Annotated in this window: 13 protein-coding genes; 4 read left to right on the top strand and 9 right to left on the bottom strand. The window is 38.5% G+C overall.

Going from position 1 to position 14,464, the window contains the following annotated elements:
• Window positions 1–6 precede the first annotated feature (6 nt).
• From LIV57_RS00520 to LIV57_RS00510, 3 genes are all read left to right on the top strand, one after another.
• Window positions 7–288, top strand: coding sequence for a hypothetical protein (locus LIV57_RS00520; protein WP_227940939.1), 282 nt, complete (start codon window positions 7–9; stop codon window positions 286–288).
• A 140-nt stretch (window positions 289–428) separates the two neighbouring features.
• Window positions 429–917 carry a low affinity iron permease family protein gene (locus LIV57_RS00515; protein WP_227940937.1) on the top strand — a complete coding sequence of 163 codons (489 nt, stop codon included), beginning with the start codon at window positions 429–431 and terminating at the stop codon, window positions 915–917.
• 146 nt (window positions 918–1,063) lie between these two features.
• The gene (locus LIV57_RS00510) at window positions 1,064–3,268 is read left to right on the top strand and encodes a zinc-dependent metalloprotease (protein WP_227940935.1); all 2,205 of its coding nucleotides are present in this window, start codon (window positions 1,064–1,066) and stop codon (window positions 3,266–3,268) included.
• A 57-nt stretch (window positions 3,269–3,325) separates the two neighbouring features.
• On the opposite strand, the gene LIV57_RS00505 is transcribed toward LIV57_RS00510, so the two are convergent.
• From LIV57_RS00505 to LIV57_RS00475, 7 genes are all read right to left on the bottom strand, one after another.
• Window positions 3,326–6,046 carry a hypothetical protein gene (locus LIV57_RS00505; protein WP_227940933.1) on the bottom strand — a complete coding sequence of 907 codons (2,721 nt, stop codon included), beginning with the start codon at window positions 6,044–6,046 and terminating at the stop codon, window positions 3,326–3,328.
• 75 nt (window positions 6,047–6,121) lie between these two features.
• Window positions 6,122–7,099 (bottom strand): hypothetical protein, encoded by a 978-nt coding sequence (locus LIV57_RS00500; RefSeq protein WP_227940931.1) that lies wholly within the window; start codon window positions 7,097–7,099, stop codon window positions 6,122–6,124.
• A 241-nt stretch (window positions 7,100–7,340) separates the two neighbouring features.
• Entirely contained in the window at window positions 7,341–7,763 is a 423-nt protein-coding gene (locus LIV57_RS00495) for a hypothetical protein (RefSeq protein WP_227940929.1), read from the bottom strand.
• Between the two features lie 162 nt (window positions 7,764–7,925).
• Complete coding sequence (locus LIV57_RS00490) at window positions 7,926–8,738, bottom strand: hypothetical protein (RefSeq protein ID WP_227940923.1); 813 nt, start codon at window positions 8,736–8,738, stop codon at window positions 7,926–7,928.
• Window positions 8,739–8,743: 5 nt separating this feature from the next.
• On the bottom strand, window positions 8,744–9,475 hold the full coding sequence (locus tag LIV57_RS00485; protein WP_227940921.1) for an MIP/aquaporin family protein: 732 nt from the start codon (window positions 9,473–9,475) through the stop codon (window positions 8,744–8,746).
• A 22-nt stretch (window positions 9,476–9,497) separates the two neighbouring features.
• Window positions 9,498–10,994 (bottom strand): glycerol kinase GlpK, encoded by a 1,497-nt coding sequence (gene glpK, locus LIV57_RS00480; protein WP_227940913.1) that lies wholly within the window; start codon window positions 10,992–10,994, stop codon window positions 9,498–9,500.
• A 10-nt stretch (window positions 10,995–11,004) separates the two neighbouring features.
• Entirely contained in the window at window positions 11,005–12,603 is a 1,599-nt protein-coding gene (locus LIV57_RS00475) for a glycerol-3-phosphate dehydrogenase/oxidase (RefSeq protein WP_227940910.1), read from the bottom strand.
• Window positions 12,604–12,719: 116 nt separating this feature from the next.
• Between LIV57_RS00475 and LIV57_RS00470 the strand changes: the two genes are divergently transcribed.
• Window positions 12,720–13,484 carry a DeoR/GlpR family DNA-binding transcription regulator gene (locus LIV57_RS00470; RefSeq protein WP_110008548.1) on the top strand — a complete coding sequence of 255 codons (765 nt, stop codon included), beginning with the start codon at window positions 12,720–12,722 and terminating at the stop codon, window positions 13,482–13,484.
• Window positions 13,485–13,559: 75 nt separating this feature from the next.
• Here the strand turns inward: LIV57_RS00470 and LIV57_RS00465 are convergent, their stop codons facing one another.
• Window positions 13,560–14,012 (bottom strand): GNAT family N-acetyltransferase, encoded by a 453-nt coding sequence (locus LIV57_RS00465; protein WP_227940908.1) that lies wholly within the window; start codon window positions 14,010–14,012, stop codon window positions 13,560–13,562.
• A gap of 17 nt (window positions 14,013–14,029) precedes the next feature.
• Window positions 14,030–14,422 carry a rhodanese-like domain-containing protein gene (locus tag LIV57_RS00460; protein ID WP_227940907.1) on the bottom strand — a complete coding sequence of 131 codons (393 nt, stop codon included), beginning with the start codon at window positions 14,420–14,422 and terminating at the stop codon, window positions 14,030–14,032.
• Window positions 14,423–14,464: the final 42 nt, after the last annotated feature.

Below are 14,464 nucleotides of genomic sequence, written 5' to 3'. Positions count from 1 at the left end.
ATTATTATGAAAATTGCCAGAATAGTATTTTTAGTATTTATTGCCATTGCCGGCTTAACTTCATGTTCCGAAGAACATTTATCCGAAGAAGAACTGAAAACAGCAAGGGAAAATATTGAAAAACATTACACAAATCCCAGAAGCATATACTCATGGGGTAACATTTCTCCCTGGAGGGACCACAATACATTTTATCCAAAAACGTTTTCTCCTCCCCAAATCGGTAAGAGTATGATAGCAGAAGAAAAACAAAATCTTGAAAAGCATTTCTCAGGAAAAATCAAATAATTTAATTTCAATCATTCATATCAATTTTAATTCAGAGAACATTAAGACAGAACTTCTGTTTTAATGTTTTTTTTGTCAGTATTTATTGTTCATGATTCCTGTTAATTTTATACATTTAATTAATCTTTAAAATGACAGTCATGGGAAAAAAGAGCCATCGCTTTTTTGAAAAATTTTCAAACTGGGCTGTAAAATTTACAGGAAGTCCATATGCTTTTATCGGAGCTTTTGTTATCGTAGTGCTATGGGCGGTAACCGGACCTTTTTTTGATTATTCCGAAACCTGGCAGCTGGTGATCAATACCGGAACTACAATCATTACCTTTCTGATGGTATTTTTGATTCAGAAAGCGCAGAACAAAGACTCCAAAGCCATACAGATTAAACTGAATGAACTTATAGCTGCTCACGAAAAAGCAAGCAACCGTATTGTGGATATTGAAGACCTTACAGAAGAAGAACTTGATCAGCTTCATGTTTATTATGAAAGGCTAGGACATCTGGCCAAAAAGGAGGCAGATATTCATACTTCTCATTCTATTGATGCTGCGGAAAGAAACCATGACTATAAATATGAATTCTTCAAAAGAAAACATGAAGAATGGATACAGAAACAAAAAAAGGATTAATTTAAAATTTTCAGAATATGTGAAATAATGTGATATATTCTTAATTTTTTTATTCATATTATGGCGTTTTTAATGATTGTTTTTAATTTTCCGCCATGCTTTTAGTGTTTTTTTTGATAAATATCTACTTTTATTAAAAAAAACATATGAAAATAAAATTATTTTGTTTGCCGGTATTTCTGTTAGCATTATCAGCAAATGCACAATGGAGCAGAGGGCTGCCTCAACAAAAAATAATAAAAAAAAGTGATCATTCTGTTTACTACCAGCTTGATATTGATCAGATAAGGACACAGCTGCTAAGAGCTTCTAAAATAGACGAAGGTTCTCCCATCACCATTACTATTCCTACTCTTGATGGAAAAATAGAGAAATTTATAGTCAACAGCTTTCCAGTAATGGATGAGACTCTGGCTAACAAATACCAGTTGGGTTCCTATGTTGGGATCGGAGTGGATGATCCAACCAAATATATCAGGTTCAGTGTTGCTCCCCATGATTTTCAGTCTATGATCATTGGTGCCGACGGTCAATATGAATTTATAGAGCCGGCAACATCTGATAAGTCCTACTATTCCGTACATGGAAAGACTAATAAAAGCGGACATGCATTTACCTGTTCTACAAAGGAAGATAAAGAATCTGTTGCCAATCTCCAAAAACTGAAAAATGCAGGCAGTGCAGCAAAATCTGGTAATAAAACTTTTCACACCTTAAGATTGGCTATGTCTGTGACAGGTGAATACACTGCTTATTTTGGAGGAGTTGCCGGTGCGCTTACTCAGATTAATGCCACTTTATCAAGAGTAAACGGTGTATTTGAAAAAGAATTTAATGTACACGTCAATGCCATTAACGCTCCGGGGCTGATCTTTACCGATGCTGCTAATGATCCTTACAGTGATTCCGGGCAGATGTGTAAATGGAATTATGAACTGATGAATACATTGCATGGAGGAGCTTATGGGGTTACAGATGACGATTTTGATATAGGACACTTGTTCGGCGCTACAGGTGGTGGTGGAAATGCAGGCTGTATTGGCTGTATCGGAAGTAATGATACATCTACAACTGTTGATCCTGATTGTAGTGACTCACCATCCCCAAATAACTACAAAGGAAGCGGTTTTACTTCTCCTGCGGACGGTATACCTCAAGGCGACAACTTTGACATAGATTATGTAGCTCATGAAATAGGGCATCAATTGGGAGACAATCACACCTACAGTTTTAATGAAGGAACAGGCGTATGTGTGGAACCAGGATCGGGATCTACCATTATGGGCTACGCCGGAATTACAGGAGCCAATACAGATGTTCAGCAACATTCTGACGCCTATTTTCATAATGTAAGTATTGACCAGGTACAGGCTAATCTTGTTACGGTAACTGCTGATGTGGAAACACCTATTGTTAATAATCCACCTGTTGTCGCTGCAATGAATACAACCTATACTATTCCAAAATCCACGGCGTTTGTGCTAACAGCATCTGCAACAGATCCTGATGGAGATACTTTGAGTTACTGCTGGGAACAGGTGAACTCAAGTAGTTTGAGTAATGGAGTTTCCAAAACGAACATCGGAAATACAAGTTCAGGTGCAAACTTCAGATCCTGGGCTCCTAGCACAAGTCCTACCAGATATTTCCCTAAGCTGGCAACCGTATTGGGAGGTACAGTAAAAAAAACAGCAGATTTTGAAGCAGCAAGTACCGTTGCAAGAACTACAAACTTCCGTGTAACGGTAAGAGACAATAAACCGGGTGGACAGGCCCAAACCGCCTATGCTACCCAAACCATTGTAGTAGGCTCTGCGCCGGCATTTACTGTAAATACAACAACATTGACACCCAATGCAAATTCTGCAATTGCATGGACTGTTTCCGGAACAACAGCTGCTCCATATAACGTAGCTAACGTAAAAATTGATTATACAGCAGATGGCGGAGCAACCTGGAATGACCTGGCTGCATCAGTTCCGAATAACGGATCGGCAAACGTTTTCATTCCTGCATCTTTAGCCGGAAAAACGATTCATCTGAGAGTTTCAGCAATCGGAAATGTTTTCTACGCAGTGAAACAGGCTACCGTATCCGGTTTATTGGCTGTGTCTGAAGCCGGGAATGTGAAATCTGTTAAGATCTATCCAAACCCTGCAGAAGATGTATTGAACGTCACGAATGTTTCTTCAAGCGCTTCTTATGAAATTTTCAGTGCTCCGGGGCAGATCATTGCAAGGGGAACTATAGGCGACGGCAAAATTAATGTAAAAGCTCTTGTGAAAGGAGTCTACTTTATCACGATTAACAATAAAGAAGAAAAGAGTACAACTAAGTTTGTAAAAAAATAATCCTGCCAACAATTAAAATAAAAACCTCTGATCACTCAGAGGTTTTTTTGGATGATATTATCTCATGAAATAATTGAAATAACTACAGCTTCCCATCAGATTTCGGGTAGTTTCAGTGTCAGAATACTGAGCCTTCAGCTGAGCAAAATAAGTTCTGTACTTCTGGTTTTTAAGATTGTCCATTTCTTTTTGTCTGGCATCTTCTTTTTCAGACCATTTCGGATCAGAATAATCAAAATCCTTAGGTGCCTTGGCTTCATACTGATAATATTTACCCTGTTCAGCACTTGCCATCTGGAATAGGATTCTTGCTTTTTCTTCTTTATTATTGGAAAGCTTAAGCGCCTTTTGATAATAATTGATGGAAAGGTCAAAATTATCAGGTTCAATATAAGAAGTATCAAGGAAGTTTTTATAATAATACTTGTAAGGATTCTTTCTGTCTGTATTCCAGAAATCATATTTACCTCCGTTGCTGTTGTCAATGTCCATAACAAACAATTCTCGGTAATATCCTAAAATAGAAGTATTGTACAATAAGTTTCCGATAAGCTGATTGGCTTTTGCCGCTTTTTCATCCGTACCGTTTCCGATCTTTTTCAGCTGAATCAAAGCGTCTGCCAGCTCAAGTTTATTCATACTTGTTTTGATGAATGGGAAATCCGCGTAATTTTCCGCTTTCATACTTTCGGTATCAGGGCTTCCGAAACTTTCCCATACATTATGTCCGAATACAAGATCTGAAATATTTTTAAATCCATCGTACTCTGTGGGAGCGTATTGTTTTGGAGTGATGGTTTGGCCAGTCTTTTCTGTCCATTCATAATTTTGTCTTGGAATACCCGCAAAGCTTTTTGCTTTTTCATAATATGCTTTTGCTTTTTCAAAATCGGCAAGTCTCATGGCTCTGTCTCCATAAATGGTATTGAAGAAGGCATCAATATTACCTACGCTGTCCATGTTTTTGGCGATGATCTGCTGTTCAAACTGTGTTTTATTTGGTTTTCTGTAAAACTCTTCCACACTTTTTACCAGGCTGGAATTCGGATTATACTGCAGATCCGAAAGCTTATTATTCATCAGGAATGATTTTCCGTCTTCACCCTGAAGGAAGTAACGGTTCGCAATAACATCCTTAAGGAAATCTGCCGTTGAAGGTACTTCACCATAATAATCGAATTGATCTGTAGTTGCTGTATCTTTTTCTACCTTTTTTTCTACAAAGTATTCTGCATACTCTTTCATCAGATGATCTTCATACTCTGCATCAATTTTAGGCTGGGAAACAATATCGTTCAGAACTTTCATTCTTTTGATCTCTTCCAGATATTCCGGATTGGTCGTTTTGATATCATTCAGTATTTCAGAACTTTGTTTATAGTCTTTCTTTAAAAACTTAAGATAAGCATCTGCAATCTGCCAGTATTCATCTTTAGACTTTTCTTTTGTTTTATCTGTGAATTTTTCCAGACTGTCAAGGAAGTCCTGTGTCTTCTCATCGTAATAATACCCGGTTCTGTTATAGAATGGAATTCTGTCCGGATTGCTGAACAGCTCATCATCACTTTGGTCAGCTTTAGCATTATCCCCTGTTTTATCAGATTTGGAACCTCCGAAAAGATTTTTGAAGAACCTTACAATTTTCTGCCAGAAAGAAAGTTTTTCTTCTTTCACCTCAGTTTTGGTTGAATCTGCAGATGTATCTTTTGAGGTGTTATCCGTTGAATTTTCCTTCGTCGTTGCTTTTTGAGCATCTGAAGTGTAGTAATAGGTAGGCAGATAGCTTCTTTCAAGCTCGTTGATGCTTCTGGCAGCCATAACCTTCAGAATCTCGGAATCTGGATCAATTTCATACATCTTTTCCATCATCGGAATAGGATTGTTGAAATCTTCATAGCCCAAAAGGAAATAAGCCATGTTCTTTTCTTCGTTGGTGTTGGCTCTTTTCAGAATATTGCTGAAGGAGGCTGTGTCCGAAAGTTTCATCGAAACAAATGCAGACTCCTTACGGTCTTTACTGTTCATGAATACCTGGAAGAAGTTCCAGTTGGCATCACTGTTCATTTCCAATCCCCGCTGTGCTCCTGCCAGCTGGTCCAAGGACATAAAGTACACCGTTCCTTTTAATTTGATAGGAGCAACATACGTTTTGAAAGCCTGTACGGCAGAATCGTAATTTCTTGTATAATGATTAAGACGTACCAGCTGATATCCGTAACGCTGCTTGATTTCAGGATTTGTCGCTGCGTTGTACAAAGAGGTTAAAGCAGCGATGGTTTTATGATAATCAAGAGCAGTAGCATTTTTTCTGTTGGCATCCCTGTCGTAATAGAATGAGTTTTCACTTTCTATATAATTGATGCTCATATAAGGCTCAAGATACTTGGCTTCAATCAAATAATCAATACCTTCCTTATATTTCTGGTAAAATCCGGTGCCTAGCTTTTGTAAAAGAGGGTTGGTTGGGTTTCCGTTCTTTAAAGCATTCAGGTCGTTCATACTGATCTTATACACCAGATTCTGGGTTTCAGAATAGCTCAGCTGATTGTTAAAAAACTTTTTCCATGTTTCCACATTATCATCAGGAATCAATGCAGAATTATATCCTCCATAAAATCTGCTGGAGTAATTATGCAGGAAAGGAAGGTAAGCCTTATCCTTGATGATAGTTTGCGTAAAAAGGTTGAAGTAATCATAATCAGGATCCGACCACGCGCAGGCGTCAGATTGCGTATAGAAAAGTGATACAACCGCAAGTGAAAGAATATACTTTTTCATAGGGTGTGCAGTGTTTTTTTTTTAGTTTAATATTGTATGATGGTAGTGTTCTGGCAGGTGTCTCTCTCCAGGAGTTTAAAATTTCCGGTCTGACACAAATTTACTATCTAATTGATAATAAATGATATTAAAATGTGGGATTTTTTTCTGTAAAAAACCAATAACGTCATTAAGCTGTTCTTCAGAGATTTCTTCTGCCTTTATTTTGAAACCTTTATTCAAATAACTTCCGAAGTAGAATCCGTCTTTCATGACTTCAACTTCGTGATCTGAAATTTTTTTGAAACTGGAGTTTTCCAGATCTCTTTTCGATAAGGCATTAATAAGTCTGTGTTTTCCTAAATGATTGGTAACAATTCCCCATGAATAAATGGGAAGTGCCACTTCAACATTTTTGATCGGATAATCTTCTATTTTCGAAAGATAACTTTTCAGAATATTCACATCCAGAATAGAGTTTTTATCGGAGTTTTCAAGAGGTGATGAAGTAGAGTAGCACATCAGATATACTTTTCCTACGGGAGGAATTCCGGTCTGCTTTTTATCTTTCACCTGATGAAGACGAAGGGTACAGGTAATTTCTTTTCCGGAAATTCTTTTGAGTTCTTTCAGAAATTTAAAATAATCATTTCGTGTACCGGCGGTCCAGTCACAATCAATTTGAATTTCATTGTTGGTTTTCAGTTGATATTCTTCTGCTTTCTTCTGAATTAAAAGATAAATGCTTTCTGCCAGAAATCTGATCTCATCTGCAGAAATGCCCAGCAATGTCTGGTTGGTAATGAAAACCGTAGGAACAATCTGTTTGTTTGTCTGAAAACTTGGGGCTTTGGTGATTACTGCAACAGGTTGAAATTTCCCATTCACCTTATCTACATCAAAGAATCTGGTGTACAAATAAGGAACTGTTGCTTTATCCAATGCTTTCTTTTCTGTATTGTCAAGATTCAGTCTGGTTTTCCAGTAATAAAATGTGTAAGGATGATTCTCTTTCCTGCTGCATGATACAATAAGGAAAAGAAGAAATAGAAATAAAATTTTTAAATGTTTCATTGGTGCAAATCACCCTTCAAAATTAAAGATATTTTGGCAGAATATAAACCGTAAAATCCCGGTGATTAAAGGGAATAAGCAAAAAATATTGTATTGATGTAGTATGATTTGTTCAAATGCAGTAGGTTGTATAACGATTCCCCTCCTCCGGAGGGGTGGCAAATTTATAATTTGACGGGGTGGTTTTCCACAACAAGAAAACCACCCCAAATGGAGTGGCTTCTCTCTATATATTATTGTACTACTTAAAAAATTCGCTTTCACAGGTGCAGGTTTCTTTATTGATGCTGTCAGAAGATGAGCAGCAGCCTTCAAGGTTTTTAACATTTCCCTTTTCATCGGTAAGGTAGATTTTATCTTTATCAAATTTCAGGAAAAACGTTTCCCCATATTTTTTAAAGACCACTTTCATGACCTTATTAGGAGCATATTTCCCTGCATTGATTTCTTCCGTTGTTTCTTCTCCGCTAGCCTGATTGATCTGGACATATCCAAAATATACATCACCATTATTTTTCACATCCAGATAATAATGAGGAGTACCGGTGCCGCTATATCCTTTCAGAATGTCAAAAGCTCTGTATCCGATAAAAGGAAGCTCTGTCTGCTGTGCCCACGTAAAAATACCGATACACAGAATCATTACACTGAAAAACTTTTTCATAGATATTTTTTTCAAATGTAAAAATTTTTATGCAAAACATTCACCGTAAAAACACGGTTGTTTAAATGATGCGTTGTGCAAAATCTCTTTCACTGAAAGTTTTTTTATAACAATAAAGCCACTCCCAAAAGAAGTGGCTTTCTATAATGAGTTAAAATCAGATTAAAAAACGGTTGCAGCAAGCTGAATCCTTGCAAACTTATTGGATGGATTCCACATAGCCATCATCGACACCGGAAGGCTATAATGATCAGTAATCTTAACTACCTTTCCGGCTTTTAGGCCTACATTTACGATGTCAAAGCTGTTTTTGCCATTGCCATATAAGAACGTTTTATCATTGAGCGCGAATCCTGCTCCTACAAATGCATCCAGATTGACTTTCTGCCCCTTAATAACAGGATAGCTTGCCTGAACGTAAGTAGAGTATCTGTTTTTCTTGTAGCTTCCGTCAGGTTCCAGAATTACTTCTCCGGCATTGGCACCTCCGTATAACATTATATCAGCTTCAATATTGATCGGGAATGAAGGCCCGAAAGTATAATTGGTTCTTAAATCAATAATATGGGCAGTTCTTCTCTGCGAATAACTGAAAATGTCATCTGCTGCAACTGCAGTATTAATATTTCTGGAATTATAAAGATCCCATAATCCGATATAAAAACGACCGTCAGAATACTGAACATAATAATTGATCTCTTTATAATGGGTGTTGTCCTTATCATCGGCTAATGCAGAAGCTCCCCAGATTCCTACCTTCCATTTTTTCTCTGCATCCAGGGCGTAAGAAAGATTCCCCATCACTACAGGTTTATCCGTAATGATAAGCCCTCTCCATAAGTGATTGTTCTGAATGTTGGCCGTAAAATCAAGTCTTCCTTCTTTGGTTTCCTTAGCTTCACTACTTTCCTGTGAAAATAACCTTCCTGTGCCTAAAGCAAGAACGAAGATTCCCTTTAAGATTTTTCTCATCATTTGTTTTATTTTAAAAATCCATATAATACTGCTGCGATAATAGCCCCTGTAATCGGACCTACTACAGGAATCCACGCATATCCCCAATCACTGCTTCCCTTTACAGGTAAAATGGCATGCATGATTCTAGGAGCAAGATCTCTTGCCGGGTTAATGGCATATCCTGTAGTTCCTCCCAAAGATAAACCGATTGCCCAAACGACAAAGGTAACAGGGATCGCTCCGATGGAACCCAGGCCTACTTTGGCGGTTGGATCTGCCTGCAGGGAAATACTTGGATCTGCAAAATAGAATACACAGAATACCAGTACAAATGTTCCGATAATCTCACTGATAAGATTGGACGATGTTTTTCTGATAGCAGGACCTGTACTGAAACATGCCAGTTTTGCTCCTTCATCTTCCGTAATCGCAAAATGATCTTTATGAAACAGCCATACCAGAAATGCACCCAGCATTCCGCCGATCATTTGTGCTGCAATATAAGAGGGAACCAGGTCCCATGAAAATTTTCCTGCGGTTGCAAGACCAATGGTTACAGCCGGATTCAGATGGGCCCCACTTATTGGCCCTGCAACGGTTACTCCCACAAATACAGCCAATGCCCATGCGGTAGTAATAACAATCCATCCGGAATTATTTCCTTTCGTATCTTTTAAGACAACATTGGCTACAACACCGTTGCCTAACAATATAAGAAGCATCGTTCCGATAACTTCTGCAATAAATGGGGTCATATAAGTTTTTTTAATGTATGAGTTAATCTTCTATCCAGCTTTGGGCACTTTTTACAGCTTTCTTCCAGAAGTGGGTCATTTTATCCACTTGTTCTCTGGCCAGCTGAGGGTGGAAATCCTTGTCCACAATCCATTGTTCCTGGATTTCGTCAATACTTTTCCAATATCCTACTGCAAGTCCTGCAAGGTAGGCTGCACCAAGTGCTGTAGTTTCCAGTGTTTTGGGTCTTGTAATTTTAAATCCGAATAAGTCAGACTGGATCTGCATCAGAAGATCACTTGCAGAAGCACCACCGTCTACTCTTAATTCAAGACTAGCTCTTCCTGAATCGGCTTCCATTGCTTTTACAATATCATACACCTGAAATGCAATTCCTTCCAGTGTTGCTCTTGCTATATGTGCATCGGTAGTTCCCCGGGTAATTCCTACAATGGTTCCGCGGGCATACTGATCCCAGTAAGGAGCACCAAGACCTGTCAGCGCAGGTACGAAGTAAACACCACCATTATCTGGTACGGAAGCTGCCAGTTTATTGATTTCATCAGAAGAATGAATAAGCTTAAGACCATCTCTTAGCCATTGAATAGCCGCACCTCCTACGAATACACTTCCTTCCAGAGCGTAGTTGACTTCTCCATTGATTTTCCAGGCTACAGTGGTAAGAAGGTTGTTCTTAGAAGAAACAGCTTCCGTTCCTGTGTTCATTAATAAGAAACATCCTGTTCCGTAAGTGTTTTTTACCATTCCCGGAGTGGTGCACATCTGTCCGAATAAAGCTGCCTGCTGATCGCCGGCAATACCTGCGATTGGAATTTTAGTGGAGAATAGAGTAGTAGCGGTCTCTCCGTATATCTCACTGCTTTGCTTTACTTCAGGAAGAATGTTTCTTGGAATGTCAAACAATTCTAATAAATCATTGTCCCATTCTAAAGTATGAATATTCAGAAGCATGGTTCTGCTGGCATTGGAAACATCTGTGATAAACATTTTTCCGCGGGTAAGTTTCCACACAAGCCATGTGTCAACAGTTCCAAAACATAATTTCCCTTCTTTGGCTTTCTGTCTTGCTCCTTCTACATGATCAAGAATCCATTTCAGCTTGGTCGCTGAAAAGTACGCATCCAGAACCAGTCCTGTTTTTTCTTTGATGGTTTCTGCATGTCCCTGTTCTTTCAGCTCGTCGCAGTATTTTGAAGTTCTCCTGTCCTGCCATACAATGGCATTATAGATGGGTTCACCGGTTTCCTTATCCCAAACAATTGTAGTTTCACGTTGGTTGGTTATTCCGATGGCTGCAACTTCCAGTCCTGAGATTCCTGCCTTTGCAATAACTTCAGCTGCTACAGAGATCTGTGAAGACCAGATTTCGTTTGGATCGTGTTCTACCCAACCCGGAGTAGGAAATATTTGTCTGAAATCTTTTTGAGATACATATTCTATTTCTCCACTGTGATTGAAGAGAATCGCTCTGGAGGAAGTTGTTCCCTGGTCTAGAGCGAGAATTAGTTTTTCATTCATGTATATAATGCTAATTTAGGTTGATTACTTTAGGTGAATAAGGAGTCAGTAAATATCCTCTTGCCAGTTCAATGAATTCATTTTCCTGCTGCTGAGCCCATTCTTCAGAATATCCTTTTTCTTCAGCAATGATTTTTGCTACGTTATGAGCACTGTCTATCGCTGCTCTGGCATCCAGGAAAAGCAAACGTACTCTTCTTGCCAGGATGTCTTCAATGGTTTCTGCCATTTCAGCTCTTACTGCCCATACTACTTCTGCTACGGTGAAGGGATGATCAGGGTGGATTTTTTGAGCATAGCGCGGATTACTTTCCTGTAATTTTTTGATAGCCGGAATATCAGATCCGTACACATACAGATGATTGGTTCTGTCTACCTGTTCCGGTTTTACATTTCCATGGATGGAAAGATGTTCTGTTTTAGACGGGCTGTTTCCCAATTTGTGAACTTTCATGGCTTCGTTTACGGTATCTTCTGCCATTTTACGGTAGGTAGTCCATTTCCCTCCGATAATAGAAACTAATCCGGTCTCTGAAGTAATGACTTTATGGCTTCTTGATACTTCTTTTGTACTTTTGCTTCCGTCTTTAGGAGCAGCAAGCGGACGAAGACCTGCGAAAACAGATTTTACATCTTCACGTGTCGGTTTTTTAGCTAAATATTGTCTCGCTGTATTCAATACAAAACTGATTTCCTCTTCCAGTGCACGAGGTTCAAAGCTTTCATCCTTCAAAAGGGTGTCTGTAGTTCCTACCAAAGCCCTGTCATGCCATGGAACAACAAATAAGACTCTGCCGTCCGATGTTTTTGGAATCATGATGGCATCATCACTTTTCAGGAAGGATTTATCCAGTACGAGGTGAATCCCCTGGCTTGGTACCACAAGTTTACCATGTTTAGGGTTGTTCATGTTCAGAATGTCATTTGTAAACACACCTGTTGCATTGATCACTACTTTACCATGGATCTGATATTGCTGTTTAGAAAACTGGTCTTCTGCAACTACACCGATTATTTTATCCGAATCATCTTTCAAAAGGTTGATTACTTTAACATAGTTGACAGCACTTCCGCCTTTTTCAATGATAGTCTGGGTAAGGTTGATCGCAAGTCTGGCATCGTCAAACTGTCCGTCCTGGTAAACAACTCCACTCATTAAGTGATTTTGTTCAATAGTGGGAAGCTTTTCGATGGTTTTTGATTTGCTGATGTATTTCGTTTTACCTAAGCTCAATTTTCCGGCAAGAAAATCATAAACAGATAGTCCTATCTTATAATAGATTCCTCCCCACCAGGTATAGTTAGGAATAATAAAAGACTGATTTTTTACAATATGTGCTGCGTTTTTTGCTAAGAGTCCTCTTTCTTTTAATGCTTCTTTTACCAATCCGACATCTCCCTGAGCGAGATATCTAACTCCGCCGTGTACCAATTTGGTACTTCTGCTGGATGTTGCTTTTGCGAAGTCATGAGATTCAAGCAATAAAGTTTTGAATCCCCTGCTTACCGCATCTAATGCTGAACCTAAACCACTGGCTCCTCCTCCTATGACAATAAAGTCCCATTCTTTTACATTGGTTAACTTACTGAGTTCTTCGTTTCGTTTCATAAATGTTTCGTTTATGTTTCGTTTTCAAATATATAAATTAAAAATGAAAGCAAAAAGAAAATAAATGAAATTTTAAAATATCGGAAAAAATCGGTAATTTTGATGAAACGAATAAAATGGAAAAGCTATTACCAAGGCAGGATGAAATACTTAAAGAGCTGGATGAGAAAGGACATGTACTTGTCCAGGATCTGTGTGAAAAGCTCAATGTTTCTTCAGTTACGATCCGAAAGGATCTGAACTATCTCGAAAGCCTGGGGCTTCTTTTCAGGAATCATGGAGGAGCAAGTAAGCAGGTAAGATATGCTTACGAGAAAAACGTCGGGGAGAAAGAAAACATCAATGTGGAAGCGAAGCAGATTATTGCCAAAGCGGCATTATCACTGATTCAGGAAAATGACTGTATTATATTGGCGTCCGGAACAACCATGCATTATCTTGCCAGAATGCTTGTGAATTTCAATTCGCTTACTGTTTTAACGTCCTCATTGAGGGTGGCTATTGAGCTTTGTAACAATCCTAATATTAATGTGATCCAACTGGGAGGGGAGGTGAGGAAAAGTTCAACTTCAATTGTAGGATCCATTTCGGAAGGAATTCTCAAACAGTTTTCATGTAATAAACTTTTTCTGGGGGTAGACGGTATTGATCTTGAATTTGGAATCAGTACCTCCAATGCGGCGGAGGCACATCTTAATCAGGTAATGATTGAGTGTGCGGATAAGACAGTCGTTTTGGCAGATTCGTCCAAACTGAATAAGAAGGGGTTTGGTAAAATTGCCTCATTGGACGAAGTAGATTATCTGATCACAGATAATGGTATCGGTGAAGAAGACCGGTCCGCGTTGGAAGAGAGAGGTGTTACGGTTATTGTAAAATAGATTGTATTCAGCTTAATCAAATAGTTAAAAATAGAGACCATCTGACTTCAGGCGGTCTCTATTTTAAAATAGAAATCATTTGACTTGTACTTTCCAGAAAAATCTCTTTTTGTTTTTTCTTTCCGCTCCAAGCAGAGTGTAGAACTTAATGGCTCTTGTATTAAAATCCGGGGTTTGCCATTGAATCATCGAGCAGCCTTCTTCTTTTGAGTGGATTTTTATTAATTCCATTATTTGTTTTCCTGTTCCGTTTCCCCTTGCATTCTCTTTTAGGAATAAGCAGTCAACATACATATAGTAACCTGCGTCCCAGGTGGAGAACTGTTTGAAAAATGTTGCATATCCTGTTATTTCAGTATCAGATTCTGCTACCAGACATTTTATATGGGAATCCGGATCAAGGAGGTGTTTAGCGAGCTGTTTCTTTTTGTTTTCTTCCTTAAAAAAGTTTCTTTCATAGTGCGCATGGGCTTTACACAATTCAATGATGGAACTTATGTCTTTTTCTTCGGCGAATCTTATTTTCATATCTTTTTGTTGATGGATTAGCAGGCGCATACAAAAGCGGAACCATTGGTAGGATCTGTTCCTTCTGTGGCGTAGCCGTCAAATTTCCACCATTCAATTCCTCCTATTAATTCCATCACCTTAAATCCTAATTGAGTCATTTTTAAAGCTCCTTTTGTGGAAGCATTACAGCCTATCCCGTCGCAGTAGCAGACATATATTTTTGACTTGTCAAGGTGCCGGGTGCTTTCTTCTGTCATTTCCCGATGCGGCAGATTAATTGCAGATGGGATGTGCTCTTTGCTGTAGCCATTTCGTTTTCTTGTATCCACTGCTATATAATCTGTACTGTTTTGAAATACATCATATAAATCTGAAGGATCCATTTCATACATTAATTTTTTCTGGTAGAATTCAATTTGTTCTTGCATAATGTTAAATTGTTTGTAGTGCAAAACTATGTTAGGGTTTAT

Origin of the sequence: Chryseobacterium sp. X308 (genome assembly GCF_020733145.1) — a bacterium.
GTDB classification, from domain to species: domain Bacteria; phylum Bacteroidota; class Bacteroidia; order Flavobacteriales; family Weeksellaceae; genus Chryseobacterium; species Chryseobacterium cupriresistens.
The sequence above is the reverse complement of the archived record's forward strand: the minus strand, read 5'-3'. Positions and strand labels throughout refer to the sequence as shown.

Bases quoted from the DNA above. Each gene is read 5' to 3' on its own strand.
- LIV57_RS00495 (WP_227940929.1), bottom strand. From the start codon at position 7,763: ATGAAAAAGTTTTTCAGTGTAATGATTCTGTGTATCGGTATTTTTACG.
- LIV57_RS00490 (WP_227940923.1), bottom strand. From the start codon at position 8,738: ATGATGAGAAAAATCTTAAAGGGAATCTTCGTTCTTGCTTTAGGCACA.
- LIV57_RS00485 (WP_227940921.1), bottom strand. From the start codon at position 9,475: ATGACCCCATTTATTGCAGAAGTTATCGGAACGATGCTTCTTATATTG.
- LIV57_RS00515 (WP_227940937.1), top strand. From the start codon at position 429: ATGGGAAAAAAGAGCCATCGCTTTTTTGAAAAATTTTCAAACTGGGCT.
- LIV57_RS00460 (WP_227940907.1), bottom strand. From the start codon at position 14,422: ATGCAAGAACAAATTGAATTCTACCAGAAAAAATTAATGTATGAAATG.
- LIV57_RS00500 (WP_227940931.1), bottom strand. From the start codon at position 7,099: ATGAAACATTTAAAAATTTTATTTCTATTTCTTCTTTTCCTTATTGTA.
- LIV57_RS00475 (WP_227940910.1), bottom strand. From the start codon at position 12,603: ATGAAACGAAACGAAGAACTCAGTAAGTTAACCAATGTAAAAGAATGG.
- LIV57_RS00510 (WP_227940935.1), top strand. From the start codon at position 1,064: ATGAAAATAAAATTATTTTGTTTGCCGGTATTTCTGTTAGCATTATCA.
- LIV57_RS00470 (WP_110008548.1), top strand. From the start codon at position 12,720: ATGGAAAAGCTATTACCAAGGCAGGATGAAATACTTAAAGAGCTGGAT.
- LIV57_RS00520 (WP_227940939.1), top strand. From the start codon at position 7: ATGAAAATTGCCAGAATAGTATTTTTAGTATTTATTGCCATTGCCGGC.
- glpK (WP_227940913.1), bottom strand. From the start codon at position 10,994: ATGAATGAAAAACTAATTCTCGCTCTAGACCAGGGAACAACTTCCTCC.
- LIV57_RS00465 (WP_227940908.1), bottom strand. From the start codon at position 14,012: ATGAAAATAAGATTCGCCGAAGAAAAAGACATAAGTTCCATCATTGAA.
- LIV57_RS00505 (WP_227940933.1), bottom strand. From the start codon at position 6,046: ATGAAAAAGTATATTCTTTCACTTGCGGTTGTATCACTTTTCTATACG.